Raw genomic sequence first — 25,633 nt, 5'->3', positions numbered from 1 at the left:
GGTGCTATGGAAATCATCATTCTCATCATTATTGGCATCCTCTTCGTCGTTCCCTCGTTTATGGCCATGCGAAAGCAGCGCCAGCGCCAAAATGAGATGCAGGCCCTCCAGAATTCCCTGCAGCCGGGCGACGCCATCGTTACGGCGGGCGGCGTGCACGGCGTGGTGCGCAGCACTGGCGACAAGGTTGTGGATCTAGAAATCGCCCCTGGTGTGGTGGTTACTTTTGACAAGATGGCCGTGATTCGCACCGAACAAGAGACCAATGACCTGGCGCGTCCCGCTGCTGGGGAAGAGAAGAACGATGCGGCAGATAACCTGCCAGATGAGAAATATCCTCCGTTTGACGGCCAGGAGAAGAAATAGCCGGCTATTTCCTAAGAGTTGCCTTAACGTTTGCTAGATAGGTGGGGCCTTCGCGGAGCGTAGACCCCATCACACTTTGAGTCTTTTCCGGACCTCGTTAAGGAAAACTCCGCCTGATGACGTACGATTGTGCGTTGTTGACGTGCCTGCGCCATGTGGCGGGGCCGTATTTAATGTTTAAACACCCTGTTATAAGCAGCACAGGAGATTATCGTTGTCCGCAAAAACCCGTGGCGCTATGAAAAATAGCAAACGCCAATGGCCGAAGCGCGCGCTCGCGCTCTTCGTTCTCATTGTGGTTGTTATCTATGCGCTTATCTTTTTAACTGGTAGCCGTCAAAGCACACCAAAGCTTGGCATCGACTTGCAGGGCGGTACCCGCGTAACGCTGGCGCCGCAAGGCGAGGAACCCACCCAAGACCAGCTCAAGCAAGCACGCAATATTTTGGAACAGCGTGTTAACGGCATGGGTGTTTCTGGTTCTGAGGTTGTCATCAACGGCAATACCCTGGTCATTACCGTTCCTGGTGAGGATGCCTCTCAGGCACAGGCCGTGGGCCAGACCTCGCAGCTGTTCTTCCGTCCGGTGGCAAAGCCCTCCATGCCGGACATGGAAAAGCTCAATAAGGAGCTGGAAGATATGGCCAATCGCTGGGTGAAGTACGACGTACTCAGCGCAGACGAGGCCAATAAGCAGATGGAACAGATGACCCAGTCCATCGCTCAGCAAGAAGCACAGATGACTGGCAAGGAGCCAAAGAAACAGAAGGCTCCTAAGGTCAGCGCCAAGCCGCTTGAGGAGCCAAGCAACTCCATTGAGCAGACTAAGCGCCGTGATGAAGTCACGGAGATGCTCCTGAAGGACCGTCAGTCCGAGGACCCGACCACCCAGGCAGCAGCCTCCGCGCTGATGACCTGCCAGGGCAGCAGCGACCCACTGGCCGGCGCCGATGATCCTGCAAAGCCATTTGTTACTTGTGACTACTCCAACGGCAATCCGTACGTTCTGGAGCCCGCACCGCTTCTCAATGGCATCAAGGACGAAAACGGCACCCGCCTCACCGGTAACGAGATTGATACCAATTCTCCGATCGAAGGCGGCCTGAACGGTCAATCCGGTCAGATGGAGATCAACTTCTCCTTCAAGACCGGTGATGGCCCGAACGGTTCTCAGACCTGGGCGGACCTGACCCAGGAACACCTGAAGGACCAGGTAGCCATCACCCTTGACTCTGGGGTTATTTCCGCGCCGTTCATTCAGGGCACAACCCCAGTTGGTTCTGCTACCTCCATTACTGGTGACTTTAGCCAGGAAGAGGCACAGAGCCTGGCAAATAACCTGAAGTATGGCGCACTTCCGTTGTCCTTCGCCGGTGAAAATGGCGAACCAGGCGGCACCGTGGAGTCCATTCCGCCCACACTGGGCAAGGCAGCACTTCAGGCCGGCCTCATTGCAGGCCTCGTTGGTCTGGTACTCGTGATGGCGTACTCGCTGTACTACTTCCGCGCGTTGGCTGGTGTATCCCTCATCTTCCTCATTGCCTCTGGCCTCCTTACCTATGGCTCCCTGGTTCTGCTGGGCCGCTGGATCGGTTACTCGCTGGACCTTTCCGGCATCGCCGGTCTGGTCATCGGTGTGGGCGCAACCGCTGACTCCTTCGTGGTCTACTACGAGCGCATCAAGGACGAGCTCCTCGAGGGACGCACCTTCCGCTCCGCTACGCAAAAGGCGTGGGAGCGCGCTCGTGCCACCATTGTGACCGGTAACGCGGTGACCCTGATTGGCTCTGTTGTGGTCTACTTCCTCGCCATCGGTGAGGTGAAGGGCTTCGCCTTTACCATGGGCCTGACCACCGTCTTCGACCTGATCGTATCCTTCTTGGTCATGGCGCCGCTGATGCAGATGGTCGGCCGACGTCCGGCTGCCGCTAAACCTTCGATGAATGGCCTCGGCGGTATCTACGCACTGGTGGAAGAGCGCCGTGAACGCGGCTACTTTGGCTCGGGACGTCGTCAAGCGAACGCTGCTGAATCCGCGAGTGCAAAGGAGCCAGCCACCAAGGAAACGGCAGGAGATTCTGCCGCAGGAACCGCACGTCCCGTAGATGCTGCGGAAGATGAGGAGAAATAAGCATGGCTGTTTCGACTAAGCACAAGATTTCCCGGATGGACCGCCTCTACGAGGACGAGCGCGGTTATGACTTCATTGGCCGCACCAAGCTGTGGTACGGCATCACTGCAGCACTAATCGTGGCAGCAGTGGCCGCGATCCTCATTCGTGGTTTCTCGCTCTCGATTGACTTCGAAGGTGGCACCACGTTGTCGATGCCGGCAGGCGACCTCAAGGAAGATGAGGTAAGCCAGGTCTTCGAAGACTCCACCGGTGTAGAACCCGAGCAGGTTCACATTGTGGGCGCTGGCGATTCCGAGACCTTGGAAATCGTTTCTGAGCGCTTGAGCCAAGAGGACGTGAATGCGGCCCGCGCGGCTATCTATGACAACTTCCAGCCGAAGGATGAAAACGGCAAGGCCACCCCGGATGCCATTGGCTCGTCCACGGTTTCCGAATCTTGGGGTTCTTCTATTACCCAGCGCATGCTCATTGCCATGCTGGTCTTCCTGGTAGCCGCGACCGTCTACGTGGCCATTCGCTTGCAGAAGACCATGGCTTTTGCCGCAATTATCGCGCTGATTGCAGACGGCGTGATCATCGCCGGTATTTACGCCCTGTTTGGCTTCGAAGTTTCCCCGGCCGTCATCATTGGTCTGCTTACCGTCCTGACCTTCTCCATGTATGACTCGGTCATCGTCTTTGACAAGATCAACGAGAACACGGAAGGCCTCGAGGGCCAGCGCAAGAAGACATTTGCTGAGCTGACAAACTTGGCTATTAACCAGACGGTCATGCGCTCGATTTCTACCTCGGTGATTTCTGCGCTGCCTATCATCGCACTCTTCGTGGTGGCCGTGTGGCTCATGGGTATCGGTACTCTCCGCGATCTGGCGCTCATTCAGCTCATCGGCGTGGTCGAGGGCATTTTCTCCTCCATCTTCTTCGCTACGCCGCTGGTCGTGACCCTCGCCAACATGTCCAAGAAGATCAAGCGTCACAACAAGCGGGTCGCGGACTACCGTGCCGGCAAGGACCAGGATGCAGCAGCAGAATTCGGCGCAGCTACCGCCGATCGCACCGTGGTCTCACCGGTGAGCGCAAAGGCCGCCCCGGCTGAGAACGACGATAATCCGTCCGAGTCCACTGGGCACCCTGGCGCAACCTGGCGCCCGGGCCGGTAACCTCCGGTAGTAAGATTTTGGCGGAATTGTAGCTGAAGTGAGGGCAAATAACGGTGCTTAAATCAAAGAGCAGTTCTAGCGAACGTCACTGGGGAAGGAAGGCCATTGCCTCGTGCGTTTCAGCTCTAGCTCTAGCTGCTTCTGCCTGTAGCGGGCAGGGCGGCGAAGAGGACTCGCCTAGTGTTCCCCAGGAGCCAGAATCCTATGGATACTTTGGCTACCAGGTAAATTCCCGCTTGGCCACCACTAATTCTGGCACCTCCTTTGGTGACGCTACCTCCGCCGGTTTGTTGTCTACGCGGCTTTATCCAGGCCTTTTTGTGCCCGGCCCTTCTGGCGAACTGATTCCCAACGCGGATCTAGTTGAGACCGAGGAGCTTCCGCCCGTTGCCGGCAGCGACCAGCGGAGTGTTCAGCTCACTTTGGAAGAGGATGCCGTCTTTTCCGATGGTACCCCCGTTACCTGTGACGACTACTTTTTGGCGTATGTGGCCGGTACTCATCCAGCTGAATTCGCCTCCCATATGCCGTTGATGAATGACATCGCAGATTTTAGCTGTGAGCCCCAAAGCAAAACGTTCACCCTGACCTTTAACAAGGATCAGGGGCAGCGCTGGCGCCACATGTTTGGCGCCGGCACGGTCATGCCGGCCCATGCGCTGGCCAAGAAGTCCGAGTTGAGCATTGAGGAACTCAACGCCGCCCTGACAGTAGAAGACATGCAGGCGCTTGCGCCGGTTGCTAAGGAATGGCGCTATGGCTTTTCCGTGGCCGAGGATCAACTAGATCCCGAGCTGCAGGTCTCCTTTGGGCCCTATGTCATTGACAAGGTAGGCGACGAAGGGGAGATCATTCTCAAAGCAAACGAAAAGTACTTCGGAGACGCCCCAGCGGAAGATCATGTTGTGGTCTGGCCTTCGGAGGCTGATGCACAGAAGCTCGCAGATAAAGGCGCGTTGCGCGTAGTCGATGCCGCAAGCGAGAATCCTGACTGGCTGGACAGCACGAAGGATGAGGCAGGGGAGTCCCCCTACGAGGCCACTCCAATGGTTGGCGAGCTAACCGATACGCTCACGCTATCTGAAGCCGGAGTATTCGCGGAGCCGTGGGCGCGCGAGAGCTTCGCGGCCTGCGTCGATCAGCAGGCGGTTGCGCAAGCAAGCTCTGCGGCCTCCGGTGTGGAGGTGCCACCGGCTTACCTGCGTACCGTTTCCGCGACCAACCCAGTTGCCGGCAGCCTAGAAAAGGTGGGGAAGGATCACCAGGGCACCGATTTAGCCAAGGCCGGCGATCTCAACGGGACCACTATCAAGGTGGGCTACTTGGGACCGGATAAACGTTATGCCGCCATGGTGGAACAACTTCGTGCATCCTGTGAGCCGGCCGGTATCACCATCGAGGACGCGTCTGCGGAGTTCATGTCCCAGCACTACTTGGAAATGGATCCGGAAACCTGGGCGCCTACCGTCGATGCCTTTCTCGGCCCAGTCGATCCCCAGACGGAGTATTCCACTGTGGAGTCGAGCATGAAGAACTCTGCGGAGCTGAAGAAGACAGAAGAGGCTCTGTGGAAGGATGTTCCATCCATTCCTCTCTCAGCGCAGCCGCGGGTCTTCCTCGTCCGTCGCGACGTGGAAGGTGTCCTGCCGTACACTGGCGTCTCGGGCATCGGTTGGAATATGGATCGCTGGCACAGTACCGCCCCAACGGACAAGGAATAGGCCCCTCATAGCGGGCGATTACGACCTCTCGCAAATATTTCTCAAGGAAGATTATGAGTTCGCACTACGAATCAGCAGCACAAGCACTCAAGGACAAGGTTCGCCTCGCTCAAGACTTCCCCGAGGAGGGCATCCTCTTTGAGGACCTCACCCCGGTCTTGGCGGATCCAGAGGCATTTCGCACCGTAGTGGACGGCTTGGCGGCCGCCTGCGAGGAATTGGGCGCAGATATGATTGGCGGCCTCGACGCCCGTGGATTCCTCCTCGGCTCGGCCGTCGCCTACAAGTTGGGCCTAGGCATCTTGGCCATCCGCAAGAAGGGCAAGCTTCCCCCACCGGTATATACCGAAGAATATGAGCTGGAGTATGGCTCCGCGGCGCTGGAGATTCCAGCCAGCGGCGTTGACATCAAGGGCAAGCGCGTGGTGCTTGTCGACGACGTCCTGGCCACCGGTGGCACCCTCCACGGTGCCAAGCTTTTGCTTGAGTCAGCAGGTGCCGAAGTCGCTGGCAATGTGGTGGTGCTGGAAGTCAAGGGGCTCAACGGTCGTGAGCGTTTATCCGGCCCACCGCTCATTGTGTTGAATGCCACAGACTAAGATGGGATGCCTAAGCTAGATCGAACGATCTAGTTGGACATGAGGCCACAAGGCCCGTGGCACTGTGAAGGGCGGTAGATTTGGCCATGGACAAACCCGTAAAGCGCCAGTCCGGCGGCGGAATGCGCAGCATGTCGGCTCGCCTAGCTCGTTCGCTTACCGGCGGCCGAGTGAAGGTAAATCCGGTGCTGGACCCGTTGATGTCCATCCACCGCAAGTTTCACCCCAAGGCCGATGCTGATCTACTCAATCGCGCCTATGACACCGCGGAGAGGCTCCATGAGGGTGTCTTTCGCAAATCCGGAGAACCGTATATCACCCACCCGCTCGCCGTGGCGACGATCGCGGCGGAGATCGGTATGGACACCACCACTATCGTCGCAGCACTGTTGCACGACACCGTGGAGGATACTGACTACTCCCTAGAGGACCTCACCCGAGACTTCGGTCCGGAGGTGGCTCGCTTGGTCGATGGCGTGACCAAGCTGGACAAGGTGGCACTGGGCTCGGCCGCAGAGGCCGAGACCATTCGTAAAATGATTGTCGCCATGGCCACCGACCCCCGAGTCCTGGTCATCAAGGTCAGCGACCGCCTGCACAATATGCGTACCATGCGCTTCCTCCCGCCCGAAAAGCAGGCTAAGAAGGCGCGGCAGACCCTAGAGGTTATCGCGCCGCTAGCTCACCGCCTAGGCATGGCCAGCGTGAAGTGGGAGTTGGAAGACCTGTCCTTTGCCATCTTGTATCCGAAGAAGTACGACGAGATCGTACGGATGGTGGCAGATCGTGCCCCCTCGCGCGATCGCGCGCTGAAAGAGATCATTAGCCAGGTCAGCGGGGCGCTGAAGGAAAACGGCATTGAAGCCGAGGTTATGGGCCGACCAAAGCATTACTGGTCCATTTACCAAAAGATGATTGTGCGCGGCCGCGACTTCGCGGAGATCTTCGACCTCGTAGGAATCCGCATCTTGGTCGAGGACGTCAATAACTGTTATGCCGCGATCGGCGTGGTCCACTCGATCTACCAGGCATTGCCGGGGCGCTTTAAGGACTATATTTCCTCGCCGCGATTCGGCGTGTATCAGTCGCTGCACACCACGGTGCTGGCAAATGGCGGCGCTACCTTGGAAGTCCAGGTACGTACCCACGAGATGCACTATAACGCCGAGTTCGGTGTGGCTGCTCACTGGCGCTACAAAGAAACCAAGGGCAAGAACTCGGGCCACCAGGAAGAAGTAGACCAGATGGCGTGGATGCGCCAACTTCTGGACTGGCAGAAGGAAGCCGCCGATCCCAATGAGTTCCTCGACTCGCTGCGCTACGACCTGACCGCCAAGCAAATCTTCGCCTTTACCCCGAAGGGCGATGTGGTAAACCTGCCTGCCGGTTCTACACCGGTGGACTTTGCCTACGCAGTACATACTGAGGTGGGGCACAGGTGTATCGGTGCCAAGGTCAATGGCAAGCTCGTCGCGCTCGAATCGAAGCTAAAGTCCGGCGACAAGGTGGAAATCTTTACCTCAAAGGATCCCAACGCCGGTCCGTCCCGCGATTGGCAAGACTTCCTCGTGTCTGCTCGAGCCAAGACCAAGGTGCGGCAGTGGTTTGCTAAGGAACGCCGCGAAGAACACTTGGAAGCCGGCCGCGATGCCCTGGCTACCGAGGTCCAACGTGGTGGCTTGCCCATGCACCGCCTCTTTACTGCCAGCTCCATGAAGCAGGTAGCGGAGCAGCTGCACTATACCGACGTCGATTCGCTGTATACCGCCATCGGCGCGGGCCACGTATCTGCTCAACACGTGGCCAACCAATTGGTTGCCATGTTCGGCGACCAAGACGATGCCATCGACACCCTGGCCTCACGCACGCCACTGTCTGAGATTGAGCACTCCCGTGCCCAACACACTGAAGACTCGGCATCGGGCACCGGCATCTTGGTGGAAGGCAGCCCCGATGTGATGGCAAAGCTCGCCAAGTGCTGCCAGCCCGTGCCGGGCGATGCCATTTTCGGTTTCGTTACCCGCGGCGGGGGAGTCTCCGTGCACCGAGCCGATTGCACAAACGCGGAAAAGCTCAAGGCAGAACCAGAGCGCATGTTGGAGGTGGCCTGGTCTTCTGGTACCTCCGCAACGGGCGCTTTCTCGGCGACGCTGCAATTGGAAGCCCTCGACCGTCAGGGCCTCCTTTCAGAGCTCACTCGGGTAATGAGCGATGAGAACATCAACGTTTTGACCATGAACTCTAATCGTGGCGATGACCATATTGCGACGGTAAGGTTCACATTCTCCGTTTCGGATACCAAGCAATTGGGAACCTTGATGACCACACTGCGCAATACCGAAGGCGTCTTTGACGTTTACCGCGTAACCGCCTAAGGCGCTGTGCCCCACCCTCAAGGAGGGGCGGGGCAAGCAACGCAAAGGCATCGGGGAGGTTACCTGTATGTGAATTCTTGACTGCTGCAAGGTAAAACTCCAGCAAGCAAGCTTAAATTCTCCTGCCAAGTAGTTAGCGAAGCGATATAAATTATCCTGTCGCTTTCTACTATCTAGGAGTACTTCAATGCAGTTCCGTCGCATCGGCCAGCTTGTGGCCGCCACTACCGTTTCCGCTGTTGCTCTCTCCGGCGCGCAGGCGGTGGCACAGGAAAACAAGACCACCATCTCCGTCACCAATATCACCGATATTCACGGTCACTTGGAAGACAAGATTGGTGACCCAGCCAAGGCCGGCGATGAAATCGGCGTGGCTCGCTTGCAGTCCCTTATCAAGCAGGTAAATGAAGGACAGGAATTCAACCTGACCTCCTCGGGCGATAACGTGGGCGGCTCTGCCTTTGTCTCTGCAATTTCTGATGACAAGTACACCCTTGAAGCCCTCAACGAGATGGGTATGAAGGTGACTGCTGTAGGTAACCATGAGTTTGATAAGGGTACCGAAGACCTTACAGGGCGTATCGCTGATAGCTCTGATTACCCAATCTTGGGTGCCAACGTGTTCAAGGATGGGAAGCCTCTTCTGGAGGCTTCCCACGTCGAAGAAATTGATGGCGTAAAAGTCGGCTATGTTGGCACGGTAACGGAAAATACCAAGTATAAGGTGTCTGCTGCCAAGATCCCAGGGATCACTTTTACTAATCCAGCCGAGGCTACCAATAAGGAAGCTACTCGTTTGAAAGAATCTGGTGAGGCCGATGTTGTTGTTGCGCTCATGCACGAAGATGCCCAAGGCTTTGCAGAGGACTTTAACAAAGACGTCGACGTAGCTTTTGGCGGCGACACCCACGTTGCCACTAAGGGCGAAATTGAGCGCGAGGGCGCCTTGCCACTGCAGTGGGCACAGGGACACGAGTACGGCAAACTGCTCAACGACGTTGATATTACCTTTGATAAGACTGCTAAAAAGATTACCGACATCAGTTTGAAGCAGTACGACGCGACCGCTGCAGCAAAGGTTGAACCAGATGCTGAAATCGCAGCTATTGTAAAAAAGGCCCAGCAAGAGGCTGACATCGAGGGTGCCAAGACCGCCGGTACTGTGGAACGGGCCCTGTTCCGCGGATCTGATGAGAATGCTGATTCGGGTTCTAACCGTGGTGTCGAATCTACCCTCAATAACTTCATTGCTGACGGCCAGCGTTACGCCATGAGCAAGCAGGTAGGCGAGGACATCGAGATCGGTGTGATGAACGCTGGCGGTGTTCGTGCTGACTTGAAGGGCGGCGACGTTACCTACAAGGACATTTTTGAGGTACAGCCCTTTGGCAACTCTGTAATTACCGCCAAGATTTCCGGCGAGGAGTTCATTAATGCCTTGGAAAACCAGTGGCAGGAAGGCAGCCGACCACGCCTGGCCATGGGGCTTTCCAATAACGTCCAAGTAGTCTACGACCAGAAGGCCGACAAGGGCGAGCGCGTACAGTCTGTGACCATCAACGGCGAGAAAATCGATCCGAAGAAGGATTACTCCATTGCGCTGTCTTCCTTCCTTGCTTCCAGTGATGAAGAGGCAGGCGGCGACGGCTACTTCAACGCTGGTTCCATCAAGGACAAGAACGATGTGGGCTACATGGACACTCAGGCCATGATCGACTACATCAAGTCGGGTGAATCGGAGGTCCGCACGGGCCAGGGCCAGATTGGCGCCAACATCGAGGGGGACGTGAAGCCGGGCGAGGAAATCACGGTGAACCTGTCCAGCCTCAATTACTCCACCGACGGTGAGCCGATGGCCAAGAAGGCAACCGTCAAGTTGGGCGACGCTGAGCAGACCGTCGATATCGACAACGCTGCGCAAGAAGGCGATGCGCAATTCGGTGAGCGAGGTCGCGCAACGGTAAAGCTCACCGTTCCGGAGAACCTGAGCGGTACCCAGAACCTGGAAATCACCACCGACGCCGGCACTAAGGCAACTCTGCCTCTCGAGGTAAGCGGCGAGGGCTCCGGAGAGCCGGGAGCTAAGCCTGCGCCAAAGGGCTCTTCCTTGTCCTCCAACGGCTCTTCCGTGGGCGGCGCAGTATTCGCCATCGTTGCAGCACTGGTAGCTGGCGTTGCGGTTGTGGGCATGAACCCGCAGATTCTTCCTGCCCCAGCTCGCAAGATGATTGAGGACCTGCGCAAGCAGTTCCACATCTAAGACAGCACAGCACTAGGCGGAGCGGCTCTTCCTGAACGGGGGAGTGACGCTCCGCCTTTTCTGTATGTCTCGTGGCTGCCAGGTAACCTAAGCAGTCGTGGATACTCTAGAACTCTTTCTGCGCGAGATTACCTATCAACTGGGTATTGAATGGCACCGTATCCCCGTTGTCGTGCTGGCGACTTTGGGTATCTACCTATCCTTCATGGTGCTGGTGAAGCTATTTGGCTCTCGCGTGCTTACGTCCATGACGGCCTCAGATGCCATCATCATTATTATGTTTGGCGCGGTCGCGGGCCGTGTCATCGTGGGCAATCCACCGACCCTTGCCGCCGGCGTCATCGGTCTGACCACGCTGATGGCGCTCGAAGCTGCCTTCGGTACCATTCGCAAGGTAGTGAAGTGGACGCGCTTTCTGGACCGTCGTCCCATCCTTTTAGTCTTTAGCGGTGAGATGGTTGAAGATAACCTGACTCTGGCCCACATTACAAAATCGGATATCTACTCGGCGGCTCGTAGAGCCGGCATTAGCCGCATGGAAGACGTGCAGATAATGATCCTGGAGCCTACAGGCCACATCTCCGTCATCAAGGTCGGTCAAACCATCGATCCGGAGCTTTTTAAAGACCTGGTGGGGTCCGAATACATCGAAGACGCTAAAGACTCTTAGGGCGCACCTTACAGCTTGGCCAGAAGCGCAAAGACAACCTGTAGGCTCCCTTTACCCAAGAGCACGCGAAAAGCCGCTGCGTCCCACTCAGGGAAGCAGCGGCTTAAGAATCGCTATGAAGCGGTGACTTTACTTGTTGCCGAAAGGCAGGTCGAAGTACTTGTTTGCGAATGCGAACAGGGTGCCCAGAGCGCCGATAACAGCGGTGAAGACGCCGATCCAAGCCTTGATGTCGTCAGCCTTCTCCTTGGAGGTGCGGTCATCTTCCTTGTTCTTGGAGTCATCAGACTTGTCAGCTGCGTAGTCGTTGTCAGAGGAAGAGGAAAGGCCCTCGACGGAGTTGGTGATCTTGGAGGACAGGTCGGAGGTGGTGTCCTCAGCGTTAGCAACGGTGGTGCCTGCGAAAGCGACGGACAGAGCGGTTGCGCCAGCAACGAGTGCCTTGCGGGAGAAAAGCTTCATTTTTGATTCCTAACAAGCTTGGTGTGGTCAAAGACGTTTCAAATACTAGACAGGCTGACAGGCTTCCGCAACAGTATCGGCAGGTTTTTGTTCACTGGCTGAACTAGCTGAAAGTCCGCTGTGTGCTGCGTGTTTACTACTGTGGCTCTTGTGATCTGGGGGAATTTTAGTGTTCTCCTGTTTCTGCAGCTTAACCCTCAAAATAGAGCTCAGCTTAAATTAAGGAAAGGATAAGCCCCGGCGCATTCATCCACGGTATGTGTGGTCAATGGCCGGGGCTTTGTACCCGCCCCCGTTAGGGGGTGGTGCGGTGGAGCTAAGAGGGGGCGTCGCCAAGCAGGGCTTTTCTGCGGCCTAAGCCTTGACGGTTGCCTTCTTAATCTTGACTTCCTTAGCGGGCTTACCATCTGGCTGGCCGCCTTCGACGCCGTTCTTGGCAATCTTATCCATCGTCTTCATGCCCTTGTCGGTGATGGTGGCGAAGTAGGTGTAGTTAGGGGCCAGCTCAGAATCGTCGTAGTTGAGGAAGAACTGGGAACCATTGGTGTCTGGGCCGCTGTTGGCCATGGCGACGGAGCCGCGCGGGTAGACAACGGGGCTCTGTGCGTCCTTCTCCTCCACCTCGTCGGTGGGGTACTCATCAGCGAAGCTAAAGCCGGGGCCGCCGGAACCGGAACCGGTTGGGTCGCCGCACTGCAGTACGTTGATCCCGCTTGAGGTCATGCGGTGGCAAACGGTGTCGTCGTAGTAGCCCGACTTGGCCAGCTCAGAAATAGCATTGGTGGTACACGGCGCCTTGGCGCGGTCCATTTCCATCTCAATAGTGCCCTGGTTGGTTTCAAAGGAAACGGTGACGGTGCCCTTGGTGGAAATATCCTTGCCGTTGGGCTTCTTCGCGCCGTTGGACTCTTGCCCGTTGTCCTCGTACTTACAGGTCACGGTATCCGGCAGGGCCTTGGCCCGCTTGTCAGCGATGGGCTGCGCCTGTGGCGTTTCTTGCGAGGTCTCAGCTGCGGAAGACTCCTCAGCCTGTACGTTTTCATCGTCGCCTTCGCGGGTGGACAAGAAGTAGATGCCGCCGACGAGGGCGAGAATTACTACGAGGGAGGCGGCAACAACGCCTAGCGGGCGTGCCTTCTGCTTGCGTTCGCGGGATTTCAGCTCGCGCTCGAGCTTGCTCAGCGCCTCTTCGCCGCGCTTTTGATTATTTGGCACCGGGAGTCAACCTTTCTAGCGATTATCGGTGGCATGATTCAACCTGACTGAGTCTAGCGGTTCCCGACAGCTGAGAAAGCGTTGGCATGGAAAACTGAGCAAGTTAATAGCTCTAAAGCCCAATAATAAGTACGCTGGTTTCTATGGTTGAACCAGATTTTACCGATCCGCCAACGCCCACCGTTGGTGAACTTCCCCCAGTGGGAGACCCGCTGCCCGAGTTTGAACTCATCGGTACCGACCTGCGTCAGATTACCAATGAGACCTTTGCGGGCACGCGCCTTATTATTTCCATCTTGCCCTCTATTGAAACCCCTGCCTGTCAGGAGCAGCTGCGCCGTTTTCATGAGCAGGTTTCTCAGCTAGATAACACTAAGCTTCTCTCCGTTTCTCTCGATTTGCCCTTTACCCTCAAGCGCTTTTGCGCGGCTGACGGCATTGATGATGTCATCGCCGCCTCCGCATTTCGCTCTGACTTTGGTGAGAAGTTCGGCGTGACTGTGCGCGATTCCGTCTTGGAAGGCTTGCTTGCCCGCTCCGTGGTGGTGGCTGATGAAAACCACAAGGTCATCCACACTCAAATGGTTCCTGGCGTGGTCACCCAGCTTGATTATGACAAGGTCTGGGATATTTTGCGTTAAGCCGTTCGGCGCTGTCGGCCTCTACTCATCCTGAAAATGGGGGAGGCCGGCTCTTTTTTGTTTCGGGCAGCTAGGGTAGTGGGCATGGAAATCTACGGTTTTACTGCCGGTCCGTTTCAGACCAATACCTACGTGATTGCGGAAGGCCGCCGCGCCTTCATAGTGGACCCGGGCATAGATGCGATGGAAAAGGTCCTCGAGCATGACTTGGACTATGAGGCTATCGTGCTCACACACGGCCATATTGACCACACTCGGGATGCCGGGTCTTTGGCAGAAAAGCTCGACATCCCTGTTTATATCCACCCTGCTGACAGGTTTATGCTCGACAGCGGCGAAGGAGTCTCGCCCCAGGCCCAAGAGCTTTTCGACGCCGCCCATATGACCCCCATCTCCGACCTCCGCGAGCTCCAAGATGGCGAAACCCTGGAGCTTATCGGTCATACCTTTGCTCTCAAACACGCGCCCGGGCATTCGCCGGGATGCGTGATGATTGTTTCCGAAGAGTTTGCTCTCACCGGTGACGTGCTCTTCGCCGGGGCCATTGGACGCACCGACTTACCTCACTCGGACCCCAATGCCATGCAGAAGTCGCTTGCTGGCCCAGTGTGGAGTCTGCCCGATAACCTCGACATTCTGCCCGGCCACGGGCCTACCACCACGATGCGTAAGGAGAGGGCGACCAATCCCTTCTTCGCAACATTGAGGGAGGTACTGTAATACCCGTGAGTAAAAAGAAGCAGTTCCAAGCCCTGTCCGCCCCCAAAGGTGTCCCAGACTATTTCCCACCGCAGTCGGCCGCATTCTATAAGGTGCGCCAGACCATGGTGGAGCAGGCACATCTCTCCGGCTTCCAGCACATTGAGCTGCCCATTTTCGAAGACACCGCGCTTTTCGCCCGTGGCGTGGGCGAGTCCACCGACGTGGTGTCTAAGGAGATGTACACCTTTGCTGATCGCGGCGACCGTTCCGTTACTTTGCGCCCAGAGGGTACCGCTGGCGTGATGCGCTCGGTCATTGAGCACAACCTGGACCGCGGCCAGCTGCCCGTGAAGCTCAACTATTTTGGTCCGTTCTTCCGCTATGAACGCCCCCAGGCTGGCCGCTACCGCCAGCTACAGCAGGTCGGTGTAGAGGCTATTGGCGTGGACGACCCTGCGCTAGACGCCGAGGTCATCGCCTTGGCGGATCGTTCCTTCCGCGCGCTGGGGCTTAGTGGCTTCCGCCTTGAGCTCACCAGCTTGGGCGATCGCAATTGCCGCCCGGCTTACCGCGAGAAGCTGCAGGAATTCCTCTTTAAGCTCGACTTGGATGAAGAGACCCGTCACCGTGCAGAGATCAACCCTTTGCGCGTGCTGGATGACAAGCGCCCGGAGATCCAGGAGCAGCTTGCCGACGCCCCCTTGATGCTCGACCACCTCAATGACGAATGCCGCGAGCACTTCGAAACTGTCACCGGCATGCTGGATGATATGGGCGTAGCCTACGAGATTAATCCGCGCATGGTCCGCGGCTTGGACTACTACACCAAGACCTGCTTCGAGTTCGTCCATGACGGACTCGGCGCGCAGTCCGGCATCGGTGGCGGTGGCCGCTACGACGGGCTGATGGCCCAGCTAGGCGGTCAAGACCTATCCGGTATCGGCTACGGTCTGGGTGTCGACCGCGCCCTGCTGGCGCTGGAGGCTGAGGGCATCACCCTCGAAGGCGTGGAGTCCCGCGTGGACGTCTTTGGCGTTGCACTGGGTAGCACCGCCAAGCGCACGATGACCACCCTGATCAATGATCTCCGCAAGGCTGGAATCTCTGCTGATATGTCCTTTGGAGACCGTGGCCTGAAGGGCGCGATGAAGGGTGCCGACCGCGCCGGTGCACGCTTCGCGCTGGTCTTGGGCGAGCAGGAGCTAGAAAATGGCACGGTTGCGCTCAAGGACCTTGCCGCCCATGAGCAGCACGACGTAAAGGTTTCTGACCTAGTGTCCGTACTTGCTCGGGAAATCAACGGCGAGGCCTAGATTTCTTTGGGCGGTGGGCATTGCGTTTAGGCGCGGTGCCCACTTTTTATGCCCGCTAGAAAGAGATCAATGATCTTTTCCTGAATATCCGGCTGGTAGGCCTCGATATCAACCTCGCGGGGTCGTGCCAGGCTCAACAGTCCCACAATGAATTCGAGGTGGGTGACGCCGGGGCCAATCTCGCCTTGCTCTTGGCCAAGCTCAATAAACCGTCGCCCGTTGCGCTCTAGAAGGTCGCGCTGGGCGGTTAACTCGGGGCTCAGAGAGTCCAAATCCTGAGGGACGAACGCAGGAATGAGGGTGTTCAGTCCCATGGTCAGGATATGAGTGGCGTAGGTCCGGACGTAGTCTTTCCCAGAGTGGGTGGAGTTCTCAAAGTCTGCGATGAGGCGCTGTTGAAACTTGGCAAAGGCATCACCCATATATTCCGCGCACGCGCGGATGAGGCTCGCGCGGTTGGGGAAATTGCGATAGACCGTGGCCACGCTCACCCCTGCCTGCGTAGCCACCTTTTCCAAAGCGACATCATCGCCGTGGGTACGAAAAAGCTGGCACGCCGCGGCAATAATGGCGGTGCGGCGGTGAAGGGCATCTGCGCGCATGGAATCCTTTTTAGCACTCCACCTGCGAAACGCTAAAGCCCATGGTCTTGGCCAATCCGCCCAGGGAGGTCTCCTTGTATTTGGAGAGCATATCGCGGCCGGTTTCAGCCATGGTTTGCACAGCATTGTCCAAGGTCACGTGGTGAGTGCCTTCGCCCATTTTGGCCATACGTGCGGCGTTGATGGACTTTACCGCGCCAATGGCATTGCGCTCGATGCACGGAATTTGCACCAATCCGCCCACTGGGTCGCAGGTAAGGCCCAAATTATGCTCCAAAGCGATTTCCGCGGCGTTTTCCACCTGCGCTGGGGCTGCACCCAGCAGCTCTGCCATTCCTGCGGCGGCCATAGCGGAGGCAGAACCCACTTCGCCTTGGCAGCCAACCTCGGCTCCGGAGATGGACGCGTTTTCCTTGATAATCATGCCGATGGCACCGGCGGTCAATAGGTACCGACGGGCAGTGGAACGGGTGAAGTCTGCACGGAAATCGCGCGCATAATGCAGTACTGCTGGAATGATGCCGCATGCACCGTTGGTAGGAGCAGTAATGACGCGGCCACCGGCAGCGTTTTGCTCATTAACCGCTAGGGCGTACAGGTTAACCCACTCCATGGCGGAGAAACCGCAGCTGGTGTCGTCCTGATTTTCTAGCAACTGGGCGTACATCTTCGGGGCACGGCGTGCCACACGCAGGCCACCTGGAAGAAGGCCCTTGGTGGAAATACCTTCGGTTACGCACTCACGCATGATGTCCCAGACCAAATCAAGGTGGCGCAAAACGTATTCCGCTCCGCCTTCATCGCGGTGCAAGGCCTCCTCGTTGGCAAGGACGAGCTCCCAAATTGCTTTGTCATGCGCCTCGCACAGGTTGAGCAATTCTTCGCCCGTGGTGAACTTATAGGGAACGGAATCATCTACCTGGGCGGCGGCTACGCCGGCGGGAACCTCATTGCTTTCGGCTACTTCCGCATCGAGCTCGGCGCGGGAGAGGATAAAGCCGCCGCCCACAGAGAAGTACTCTTCCTTTTCTGCGAGGAGGTTGCCGCTGTCATCCCAGGCGCTAAAAATCATGCCATTCGGGTGCTGGGGCAGCGGTTCATTATCAAAGACAATCTCATAGTCCACCGTGCCCCGGGGGCCAGAAATAGTTCCCTCGCTGGGGATAAAGCCGCCTGCGTGAGGTTCGGCGTCGATAGGCACGCTTAGCGGATCCCAGCCGGCGAGCCCAAGGATGACGGCGCGATCGGAAGCGTGGCCACGGCCAGTGGCGGAAAGCGAGCCGCGCAACTCCGTATATACCTTAGCTGGGTGCTTCTCTAGGGAATCGAGGAATTGCTTAGCCGCGCGCATGGGCCCGACGGTGTGCGAAGAAGAAGGGCCAATGCCGATGGAGAAGATGTCCGTGACGCTAATTGTCATAGTTAAGCTGTGCCGAACCTTTCTGAAGGGATAGCTATCGGGTGCTTGCTGTGCCGCTATTTCGGTCAAAGCTGGACCCAAAGAGTAGAGGCAGATTTTATGTGACCAGGGTAGCGAAAGTCACACCTTCTATCAATCGCCGTCTATGCGTAGCACGGCTAGCGTTGTGGTTTATTTGCCGTACCCATTCAGGAGCTTGTCAAGGGGGATGAAGTTCTCCTTTGCTAGCCGGACGGTGGAGCGGCCTCCCAGTCCGGTCAGGTCACCGGCAATTCCGGCCACCCTGTCCCGCGGGGCAACTATTTGGTCAGCCAGCTGGATGGCAGAGCGCTCAATTCGGGCGGCAATGCGCTCTCCTTCCGGAGTGCCTAAGTCTTCTGTGGCCTGAAAAACACCCGTCGGCACGATGTTTGCGTGGAGTTGGTTAAATAGCGGGCGAAGTGCGTAGTCCAAAATGAGGGCGTGGCGCGAAGAACCGGCCGTAGCTGCGATGATGGTGGGAAGGTTGTCGAGGGCATGGGGCTCCAAGGTGTCAAAGAACATCTTGAAAAGGCCCGAATAGCTGCCTTGGAATACAGGGGTGACGGCGATGAGTCCATCGGCCTCGGCAACCTGCTGCTTGGCTCTAGCCAAAAGGGGTGTTTGCGCAGTCTGATCGGTCATGGCGGTAGCTAGTTCGAAGGCGAGATCGCGGACCTCAATGACGTCGATTTCGGCCCCTTCACCGCGCGCGGCGATTTTGGCCCGGGTGGCTTCAGCGAGCATGTCCGCCAACCTGCGAGAGGAAGACGGCTGGGAAAGACCAGCTGAGATAACGAGGAGGGAGCGCATAACTAGTTCTCCTTTCCTGGGCTGACCTGAAGGTGCGAAGGATGAGGCGCAGAGAGCAAGCTTGCGTGCGTCGGCGGGTCAGAAGGCACGTGGCTCGGGCGGCGCTGCTCAAAGCGGCGTCGCAGCTCGGGGACTACTTGTGTGCCCAGGATTTCTATCTGTTGGAGAACTACCTCTTGGGGTAGTCCGGCGTGGTCGATGAGGAATAGCTGGCGTTGGTAGTCACCGGCCCAGTCAGCGAAGCTGAGGGTCTTTTCAATTACCTGTTCCACGGTGCCGACGGTCAGTGGAGTCTGTGCCGTGAAGTCCTCGAGGCTTGGCCCGTGGCCATAGACTGGGGCGTTGTCGAAGTAGGGGCGGAAGAAGTCTTTAGCTTCCTGTTCGGTTTCACCAATGAAGACTTGGCCGCCAAGTCCGACGATTGCTTGGTCCGCTTGACCATGGCCATAGCTTTCAAAGCGACGGCGGTAGAGGTCCACCAACTGGGCGGTGTGCTCCTTATTCCAGAAGATATTGTTGTGGAAGAAGCCATCGCCGTAGTATGCCGCTTGCTCAGCGATTTGCGGCGAACGAATGGAGCCGTGCCAGACAAAGGGCGGAATTCCATCTAGTGGTGCCGGAGTAGCGGTAAATCCTTCCAAACCCGCGCGGAACTTTCCTTGCCAGTTAACAACCGGCTCACGCCAAAGCCTGCGCAGCAAGTGGTAGTTCTCGATAGCCAAAGGAATGCCCTGCTGGATGTCTTTGCCAAACCAGGGATAGACCGGGCCGGTATTTCCGCGGCCGAGCATGAGGTCTACGCGGCCGTCAGCAAGGTGCTGCAGAAAGGCATAGTCCTCTGCGATCTTCACCGGGTCATTGGTAGTAATGAGCGTGGTCGCAGTAGATAGCTGCAAGCGCTCCGTCTGCGCGGCGATATACGCCAAGTGCGTTGTAGGAGAGGACGGAACGAAGGGTGGGTTGTGGTGCTCGCCGGTAGCAAAGACATCAAGGCCAACCTCTTCGGCTTTCAACGCAATCTCCGTCAAGTTGCGGATGCGCTCAACCTCAGTGGGTGTCTTTCCTGAGATGGGGTCAGTAGTTAGATCCCCGATAGTGAAGATGCCGAATTGCATGCTTGCCTTTCAATGCGGTGCACAGGAGTAAAGATAGACGCAGTGTCGACTGCGGGAAAGCCGACTGCGGGAGAATTATTCCCATTCTAGAGCATCAAAAAGTGCCGGTAGATCGGCCGGTGCAACGAGGCGCAGGGGCCTCTCAGTGACCTTGCCGTGTTCCGTGATGACCGCTGCGCACGGGCGATGTCCTTGGTTGTCGGTTTCTGAAAGGGCGTCCACCGTTTCCTGCACGCTTACTGTGCGGGCAAGAAAGATAGCGCGATCACTGGGTTCTTGATATTCCACAATGTCCGCGATGTCCGCAGCATCGAGCACGTGATTATCGCTGAGGTCCCCGGCTACCCATCGCGCAATGTTGTTGGTGGTTAGCAAAGCGGTGAAGCGGCCCTCATCGTAGATGGGGATTTGAGAGAAGTCCTTATCCTTTATGACGTCAAATGCTTCCATGATTGATGTGGCAGACGTCAAGGTAAATACCTTTTGCGGCTGCAAAACCTGGAGGGTGGCGGGCGGGGATACCACAATGTCTCGGAGAGCGGAGATCTGCTTGACCACTGCTTCGTGCGGTTCAGCTATGGGCTCTGATTTGTAGTAGCGCCCGTGGGCAATGGCATTGCGAAGGTTAGAAAAATCTTTAAGCGCTTCGGCTTGTTTACTGGAAAGCACGTGCTTGTCTCGTGCCCTGTCTACTATCCACCAGAAGGAATCTGAGTTCTCAGCGTTGAGAGCCGAGCGCAAGTGTTGTTCTATGTCGTTGAATGCGGCCAGGAATGCAGTAGCTCGATGCGCGGTCATATGGGCCAGTGTAGAGAAGGGGGGCGTCGCCAAGCAGGGCATTAGTCCACGCTACCCAATGGAAAATCCGCTAGCCCCGGCACAATGGCCGGTGCGGCTAGCGGATGAAATGGGGTGCCGAGGATAAGCGGCGCTGAGCTATCCCTAGAAGACTACGCGCAGCACAGACACAGTAATAGCAGCGATGACTGCCGCGGCGGGCAGGGTGATGACCCACGCCAAAGCGATAGGCTTCATCAGGTTCCAATTAGCTGCCTTGTTGACAATGCCCACGCCCAACACGGCGCCGATGAGGATGTGGGTGGAAGAAACCGGAAGGCCCAAGATCGATGAACCCATCACCACAGCGGCGGCGGCAAGCTCAGCAGCGAAGCCGGAGGAGGGGTGCATTTGGGTTAGGCCCGAGCCCACAGTCTGAATCACGAAGCGGCCGATGAACCACAAGCCAGAAATCAGGGCAACGCCCATGGCAATCATGACGGCAACCGGCACGGCAGCCTCATCGCTGACTTGGTCGGTCTTGAGGACGTCAATAACCGCAGCGAAGGGGCCAATGGCATTGGCGATGTCGTTGGAACCGTGGGAGAAGGCGAAGGCGGAAGCGGTAAATACCTGCATCCAAGAAAAGAGAAGGAAGGTGGACTTAGCCAGCGACTTCTTCTTCAGGGAGCGAGCGAAAATGAAGACGGCCATCCACACCACTGCGCCGACCATGCCCATGACCAAGAGGTTCTGGAGGACGCTGAAATCTAGTCCGGTGTGCTTCAGACCCTTGAACATCACCATGGCGGAAATGATGATGGCACCAATGGCGGCTAGTACCGGTACCCAGCTCTCCAGGGCGTGGTGAGCCTTGACATCATCCATGTCCTTGTTGAGGCTATACAGATCGCGGTAATACTCAGATTCCAGCTGATCCGGATCGAAGTCCTCTTCTGCCACCAAAGCGGCGTCCCGGGCCATGGCGTTGGTGTAGCTGATCTGCTGGATTTCATTGAGGCGAGCAAAGCGAGATTTGTGCTCTTGGCGTAGCTCCGCACGACGGGTCTTGATTTCGCGCAGCTTCTGGTCTGCTTCCTCGTTGTAGACCAAGATGGAGGTCTTAATCCACTTAAACAGGATGAAAGCGGCGAGACCGCCGAGGACAGGGGAGAGCACCCACGAGATGGCAATAGTGCCAATCCCGCCCCACTGCACCATGTCCAGGCCGCCCTTGCCGGTGACGAAGCCGACGGTGAGCGCGGCGCCGACGATGCCGCCAACGATGGAGTGGGTGGTAGACACCGGCCAACCCATACGGGTGGCAACGAGGAGCCAGATGGCCGCACCCAAAAGGGACGACATCATGATGTAGACGAACTCCATGGGGTCGAGACCATCAATGGCGTCAAGGTCGACGATGCCAGAACGCACGGTATCGGTAACCTCGCCGCCGGCGAGGATGGCGCCAGAGACCTCGAAGATGGCGGCGACAACGAGGGCCTGCTTCATGGATAGCGTTCCGGCACCCACGGAGGTGCCGAAGGAGTTGGCAACGTCATTGCCGCCAATATTGAAGGCCATGAAAAGGGCGAAGAGAATGGCAGTGCCAAGGAGAATGGGCTTAGAGCCATCGACGTAGTCGTGGCCCCAGATCATAAAACCGATGAGGGTAACGGCGGTAAGGCCGCCAAAGATGGCGTGCCAAATCCAGTCGTTGCCCTTGCCATTGACGGCCTCAATGTCCGTCATCTGGGTGGTAGGGGTAGACACAGGAAGAACCTTTCAGGAAAGCGTGCACGAGGGGTATGGCCGCGCTTGTCAGCGTGGTTAAGGGGATTCTCAAAGGAAATTCTTATGTAGAGAATGCACGCTCAGACTAAAGGTCCTAGGTGTCGGGAAAGTGAACTCAAGATGTGGAGTTCGTGAAAGCAATGTGGCTATTTGCGAACATAATGGCCGCCGCTTTACGCGACGGCCACGTTGTGAGTATTAGCCGCGGTAGGCGCCGCGCTCCAGGGTGTCGCACTGGGACATTTTGCCAGAGTTATATCCGGCAAGGAATGCCTTCTCACGCTGCTCGGAGGAACCGTGCGTCCAGGAGTCGGGCTGGACCTGGCCGCCGGAGCGGCGCTGGATATTGTCATCGCCCACCGCCTGGGCTGCCGCGACAGCGTCTGAGACCTGTTCCTTAGTAATCGGCTCGAGCAAGGGGTTATCGCCCTTGTCGGCGTAGGAAGCCCACAGGCCTGCGTAGCAGTCAGCCTGGAGCTCGATCTTCACCGCGTTGGAATCGGCGCCTGGGTCGTCATAGTCCGACAGGCCGAGGGTGCCCTCAAGGTTTTGAATGTGGTGGCCGAACTCGTGCGCCACGATGTACATGCGGGCCAAAGGAGCATTTTCCGCGCCGAAGTTGCGCAGGGAATCAAAGAACGCGGTGTCGAAATAAGCGGACTCATCGCGTGGGCAGTAGAAGGGGCCGGTAGAAGAAGAGGCCGCGCCGCAACCGGTATTAACGCCGCCGTGGAAGACCACGCGCTCTGGCTCGGTGTATTGGATATCGGCCTGTTCCTGCAAGACCTTGGACCAGACGTTATCCACGCTGCGCCCGGTGAACTCTACGAGGCATTCATCCTTGGTGTTGCCATCTTCTGCAGTTTCGCATTCGGGGCTTTCGCCTTGTGCAGCGCCGTCGGATTGGGTCTGCTCGCTGCCCAGGATTGAACCCAAGTCTGAGGGATTGCCGCCCAGAAGGAGGAAGAGGCCTACTAGAACAATCGAGCCGACGCCACCACCAATGGCGATACCACCGCCGCCACCACCCGAACGCGCTTCTTTGCCGCCGAAATCGGCACCTGATCTAAAAGTCATGCCTAAATAGTGCCACATGGTCCCCTCATACACTGGATGGAGATTGTTGCAAAGAGGCCGAAGGAGGGAAACGGTGGCTCTTCTGCGGCCTTCGGGGTTAGCTTGCGTCCACCTAACTGCGCTCCGCGTACCGGTAGGGATGTAGAATTGTGCGCGTTCCTAGTCTTGTGCTTGGTTTGGCGCGCGCTGTTTACGCGTGGCGGGACCCGCAAGTGACACAATTTTCAGAAGGGATTGAACAACAGTGCTGCGTACCCACTTAGCAGGTGAGCTCCGCAAAGAACTCGCAGGAGAGACCGTCACCCTAACCGGTTGGGTTTCCCGCCGCCGCGATCACGGTGGTGTGATCTTCATTGACCTGCGCGATCGCTCCGGCATCGCCCAGGTCGTCTTCCGCGAATCTGACGTGGCGGAGCGCGCCCATGACCTGCGTTCCGAATACTGCGTTAAGGTCACCGGTACCGTGGAGCCTCGCCCAGAAGGCTCGGAAAACCCCAACCTGCCGTCCGGTGAGATTGAGGTTAACGTCGCGGATCTTGAGGTTTTGAATAAGTCCGCAGCGCTGCCGTTCCAAATTGATGATCCTTCCACCTCGGGTGAGGTAGGCGAGGAGACTCGCCTGAAATACCGCTACCTGGACCTGCGCCGCGAGCGCCAGGCACAGGCGCTGCGCCTGCGTTCTGCAGCCAACCGCGCGGCCCGCAAGGTGCTGGATTCGCATGACTTTGCTGAGATCGAGACTCCAACCCTGACCCGGTCCACCCCGGAGGGTGCGCGCGACTTCCTGGTTCCAGCACGCTTGAAACCAGGCACCTGGTATGCACTGCCGCAGTCCCCGCAGCTTTTCAAGCAGCTGCTCATGGTCTCCGGCATGGAGCGCTACTACCAGATCGCGCGTTGCTACCGCGATGAAGACTTCCGCGCTGACCGCCAGCCGGAGTTTACCCAGCTGGACGTGGAGATGTCCTTTGTAGACCAGGACGATGTCATCGCCTTGGCGGAAGAGATCGTCACCGAGCTGTGGAAGCTCATCGGCTACGAGATCAAGACTCCGATCCCGCGCATGACCTATGCGGATGCGATGAAGTACTACGGTTCCGATAAGCCGGACCTGCGCTTTGACATCAAGATTGTAGAGTGCACCGAGTTCTTCAAGGACACCACTTTCCGCGTCTTTCAGAACGAATACGTCGGCGCCGTGGTCATGGAAGGCGGCGCCTCCCAGCCGCGCCGCCAGTTCGATGCTTGGCAGGAGTGGGCAAAGCAGCGTGGAGCCAAGGGCCTGGCCTACATCACCGTGGGCGAGGACGGCACCCTGGGCGGTCCGGTAGCTAAGAACATTACCGACGCCGAGCGCGAGGGCATTGCAGATCACGTCGGCGCCAAGCCGGGCGACGCCATCTTCTTTGCCGCTGGTGACACCAAGTCTTCCCGCGCCCTCCTGGGCGCTGCACGTGGCGAGATTGCCAAGAAGCTGGACCTTATCAAGGAAGGCGACTGGGCCTTTACCTGGGTTGTAGATGCTCCGCTCTTTGAGCCTTCCGCTGACGCGACCGCTTCTGGCGACGTCGCACTGGGTCACTCCAAGTGGACCGCGGTTCACCACGCCTTTACCTCCCCGAAGCCGGAGTACCTGGACAACTTTGACCAGAACCCGGGCGAGGCGCTGGCGTACGCCTATGACATTGTCTGCAACGGCAACGAGATTGGCGGCGGCTCCATCCGTATCCACCAGCAGGACGTGCAAAAGCGCGTCTTCGACGTCATGGGAATCGGTGACGAGGAGGCTCAGGAGAAGTTCGGCTTCCTGCTCGATGCTTTCCAGTACGGCGCCCCACCACACGGCGGCATCGCCTTCGGCTGGGACCGCATCGTCTCCCTGTTGGGCGGCTTCGACTCCATCCGCGACGTCATTGCGTTCCCGAAGTCCGGCGGCGGCGTGGATCCGCTTACCGACGCCCCTGCGGCAATCCCTGCTGCACAGCGCAAGGAGACCGGCGTAGACTACAAGCCGGAAAAGAAGAAGGAACAGGACAAGGCCGGTTCCACTACGGCAGAAACCGTTGAGGAGAAGTAAGCGGGTAGCTTAATCCTCAGCCTTTAAGGCGCACCGTGCGGGGCACATCGTAGTCCGCGGCAATTTCGCTGCGGGCGAACTTGTGACCCCGCTTTGGTGTGAGGGGGCATACTGGATAGAACTATGGTTGATAACGAAGCTGTGCTATCACCCGAGGACGTCATCAAGGCCGCCTCGGAGATGCTGTCGCGCCGTTTTGGTGGGGCCCCGGAGATGTCGAGCGTGGAGCGCTTGGACGGTTCCGGCAATGCAATGGTCCTACGCGCCAGGATTGCCCCTGGAGCCTTCCTGCCGCACCGCTCGGTAGTTATTAAGTACAACC

21 protein-coding genes and 1 pseudogene are annotated in these 25,633 nt (G+C 57.6%); 13 read left to right on the top strand and 9 right to left on the bottom strand.

Going from position 1 to position 25,633, the window contains the following annotated elements:
- Positions 1-6: 6 nt before the first annotated feature.
- The 8 genes from yajC (at position 7) to MHY24_RS02785 (ending at position 11,285) form a co-directional block, all read left to right on the top strand.
- Positions 7-366 (top strand): preprotein translocase subunit YajC, encoded by a 360-nt coding sequence (gene yajC, locus MHY24_RS02820; RefSeq protein ID WP_239228299.1) that lies wholly within the window; start codon positions 7-9, stop codon positions 364-366.
- A 238-nt stretch (positions 367-604) separates the two neighbouring features.
- Complete coding sequence (gene secD / locus MHY24_RS02815) at positions 605-2,497, top strand: protein translocase subunit SecD (protein WP_239228298.1); 1,893 nt, start codon at positions 605-607, stop codon at positions 2,495-2,497.
- Between the two features lie 2 nt (positions 2,498-2,499).
- Positions 2,500-3,660, top strand: a complete 1,161-nt coding sequence (gene secF / locus MHY24_RS02810; protein WP_239228297.1) for a protein translocase subunit SecF — start codon at positions 2,500-2,502, stop codon at positions 3,658-3,660.
- A gap of 236 nt (positions 3,661-3,896) precedes the next feature.
- Entirely contained in the window at positions 3,897-5,381 is a 1,485-nt protein-coding gene (locus MHY24_RS02805) for an ABC transporter substrate-binding protein (protein WP_239228296.1), read from the top strand.
- A 53-nt stretch (positions 5,382-5,434) separates the two neighbouring features.
- Complete coding sequence (locus MHY24_RS02800; RefSeq protein ID WP_239228295.1) at positions 5,435-5,980, top strand: adenine phosphoribosyltransferase; 546 nt, start codon at positions 5,435-5,437, stop codon at positions 5,978-5,980.
- An 86-nt stretch (positions 5,981-6,066) separates the two neighbouring features.
- Entirely contained in the window at positions 6,067-8,355 is a 2,289-nt protein-coding gene (locus MHY24_RS02795) for a bifunctional (p)ppGpp synthetase/guanosine-3',5'-bis(diphosphate) 3'-pyrophosphohydrolase (RefSeq protein ID WP_239192109.1), read from the top strand.
- 187 nt (positions 8,356-8,542) lie between these two features.
- Entirely contained in the window at positions 8,543-10,615 is a 2,073-nt protein-coding gene (locus MHY24_RS02790; RefSeq protein ID WP_204608848.1) for a bifunctional UDP-sugar hydrolase/5'-nucleotidase, read from the top strand.
- 97 nt (positions 10,616-10,712) lie between these two features.
- Entirely contained in the window at positions 10,713-11,285 is a 573-nt protein-coding gene (locus tag MHY24_RS02785; RefSeq protein WP_204608850.1) for a DUF421 domain-containing protein, read from the top strand.
- Positions 11,286-11,414: 129 nt separating this feature from the next.
- Here MHY24_RS02785 and MHY24_RS02780 read toward each other — a convergent pair whose 3' ends face one another.
- Entirely contained in the window at positions 11,415-11,747 is a 333-nt protein-coding gene (locus MHY24_RS02780; protein ID WP_204608852.1) for a hypothetical protein, read from the bottom strand.
- A gap of 354 nt (positions 11,748-12,101) precedes the next feature.
- On the bottom strand, positions 12,102-12,962 hold the full coding sequence (locus tag MHY24_RS02775) for a peptidylprolyl isomerase (RefSeq protein ID WP_239192100.1): 861 nt from the start codon (positions 12,960-12,962) through the stop codon (positions 12,102-12,104).
- Between the two features lie 143 nt (positions 12,963-13,105).
- Here MHY24_RS02775 and tpx point away from each other — a divergent pair, with 143 nt between their 5' ends.
- From tpx to hisS, 3 genes are all read left to right on the top strand, one after another.
- Positions 13,106-13,603: a thiol peroxidase gene (gene tpx, locus MHY24_RS02770; protein ID WP_204608856.1), complete on the top strand. Its 498-nt coding sequence runs from the start codon at positions 13,106-13,108 to the stop codon at positions 13,601-13,603.
- An 84-nt stretch (positions 13,604-13,687) separates the two neighbouring features.
- Positions 13,688-14,323 (top strand): MBL fold metallo-hydrolase, encoded by a 636-nt coding sequence (locus MHY24_RS02765; RefSeq protein WP_239228294.1) that lies wholly within the window; start codon positions 13,688-13,690, stop codon positions 14,321-14,323.
- 5 nt (positions 14,324-14,328) lie between these two features.
- Positions 14,329-15,618: a histidine--tRNA ligase gene (gene hisS, locus MHY24_RS02760; RefSeq protein ID WP_204608860.1), complete on the top strand. Its 1,290-nt coding sequence runs from the start codon at positions 14,329-14,331 to the stop codon at positions 15,616-15,618.
- A gap of 26 nt (positions 15,619-15,644) precedes the next feature.
- Here hisS and MHY24_RS02755 read toward each other — a convergent pair whose 3' ends face one another.
- From MHY24_RS02755 to MHY24_RS02725, 7 genes are all read right to left on the bottom strand, one after another.
- On the bottom strand, positions 15,645-16,220 hold the full coding sequence (locus tag MHY24_RS02755) for a TetR/AcrR family transcriptional regulator (protein WP_239192095.1): 576 nt from the start codon (positions 16,218-16,220) through the stop codon (positions 15,645-15,647).
- Positions 16,221-16,230: 10 nt separating this feature from the next.
- Entirely contained in the window at positions 16,231-17,640 is a 1,410-nt protein-coding gene (locus tag MHY24_RS02750) for an L-serine ammonia-lyase (RefSeq protein ID WP_204608865.1), read from the bottom strand.
- A 171-nt stretch (positions 17,641-17,811) separates the two neighbouring features.
- On the bottom strand, positions 17,812-18,471 hold the full coding sequence (locus MHY24_RS02745; RefSeq protein ID WP_239192092.1) for an FMN reductase: 660 nt from the start codon (positions 18,469-18,471) through the stop codon (positions 17,812-17,814).
- Between the two features lie 2 nt (positions 18,472-18,473).
- Positions 18,474-19,586 carry an LLM class flavin-dependent oxidoreductase gene (locus MHY24_RS02740; protein ID WP_239228293.1) on the bottom strand — a complete coding sequence of 371 codons (1,113 nt, stop codon included), beginning with the start codon at positions 19,584-19,586 and terminating at the stop codon, positions 18,474-18,476.
- A 75-nt stretch (positions 19,587-19,661) separates the two neighbouring features.
- Complete coding sequence (locus MHY24_RS02735) at positions 19,662-20,384, bottom strand: CBS domain-containing protein (RefSeq protein WP_239228292.1); 723 nt, start codon at positions 20,382-20,384, stop codon at positions 19,662-19,664.
- Between the two features lie 144 nt (positions 20,385-20,528).
- Entirely contained in the window at positions 20,529-22,115 is a 1,587-nt protein-coding gene (locus MHY24_RS02730; protein ID WP_239228377.1) for an inorganic phosphate transporter, read from the bottom strand.
- A gap of 240 nt (positions 22,116-22,355) precedes the next feature.
- On the bottom strand, positions 22,356-23,234 hold the full coding sequence (locus tag MHY24_RS02725; RefSeq protein ID WP_239192086.1) for a neutral zinc metallopeptidase: 879 nt from the start codon (positions 23,232-23,234) through the stop codon (positions 22,356-22,358).
- Positions 23,235-23,478: 244 nt separating this feature from the next.
- Here MHY24_RS02725 and aspS point away from each other — a divergent pair, with 244 nt between their 5' ends.
- Positions 23,479-25,311: an aspartate--tRNA ligase gene (gene aspS / locus MHY24_RS02720; RefSeq protein WP_239228291.1), complete on the top strand. Its 1,833-nt coding sequence runs from the start codon at positions 23,479-23,481 to the stop codon at positions 25,309-25,311.
- A 123-nt stretch (positions 25,312-25,434) separates the two neighbouring features.
- Positions 25,435-25,633, top strand: a pseudogene (locus MHY24_RS02715) (phosphotransferase); the annotation flags it as partial.

Source organism: Corynebacterium sp. ACRPQ (genome assembly GCF_022347225.1).
GTDB lineage: Bacteria > Actinomycetota > Actinomycetes > Mycobacteriales > Mycobacteriaceae > Corynebacterium > Corynebacterium tuberculostearicum_D.
The sequence above is the reverse complement of the archived record's forward strand: the minus strand, read 5'-3'. Positions and strand labels throughout refer to the sequence as shown.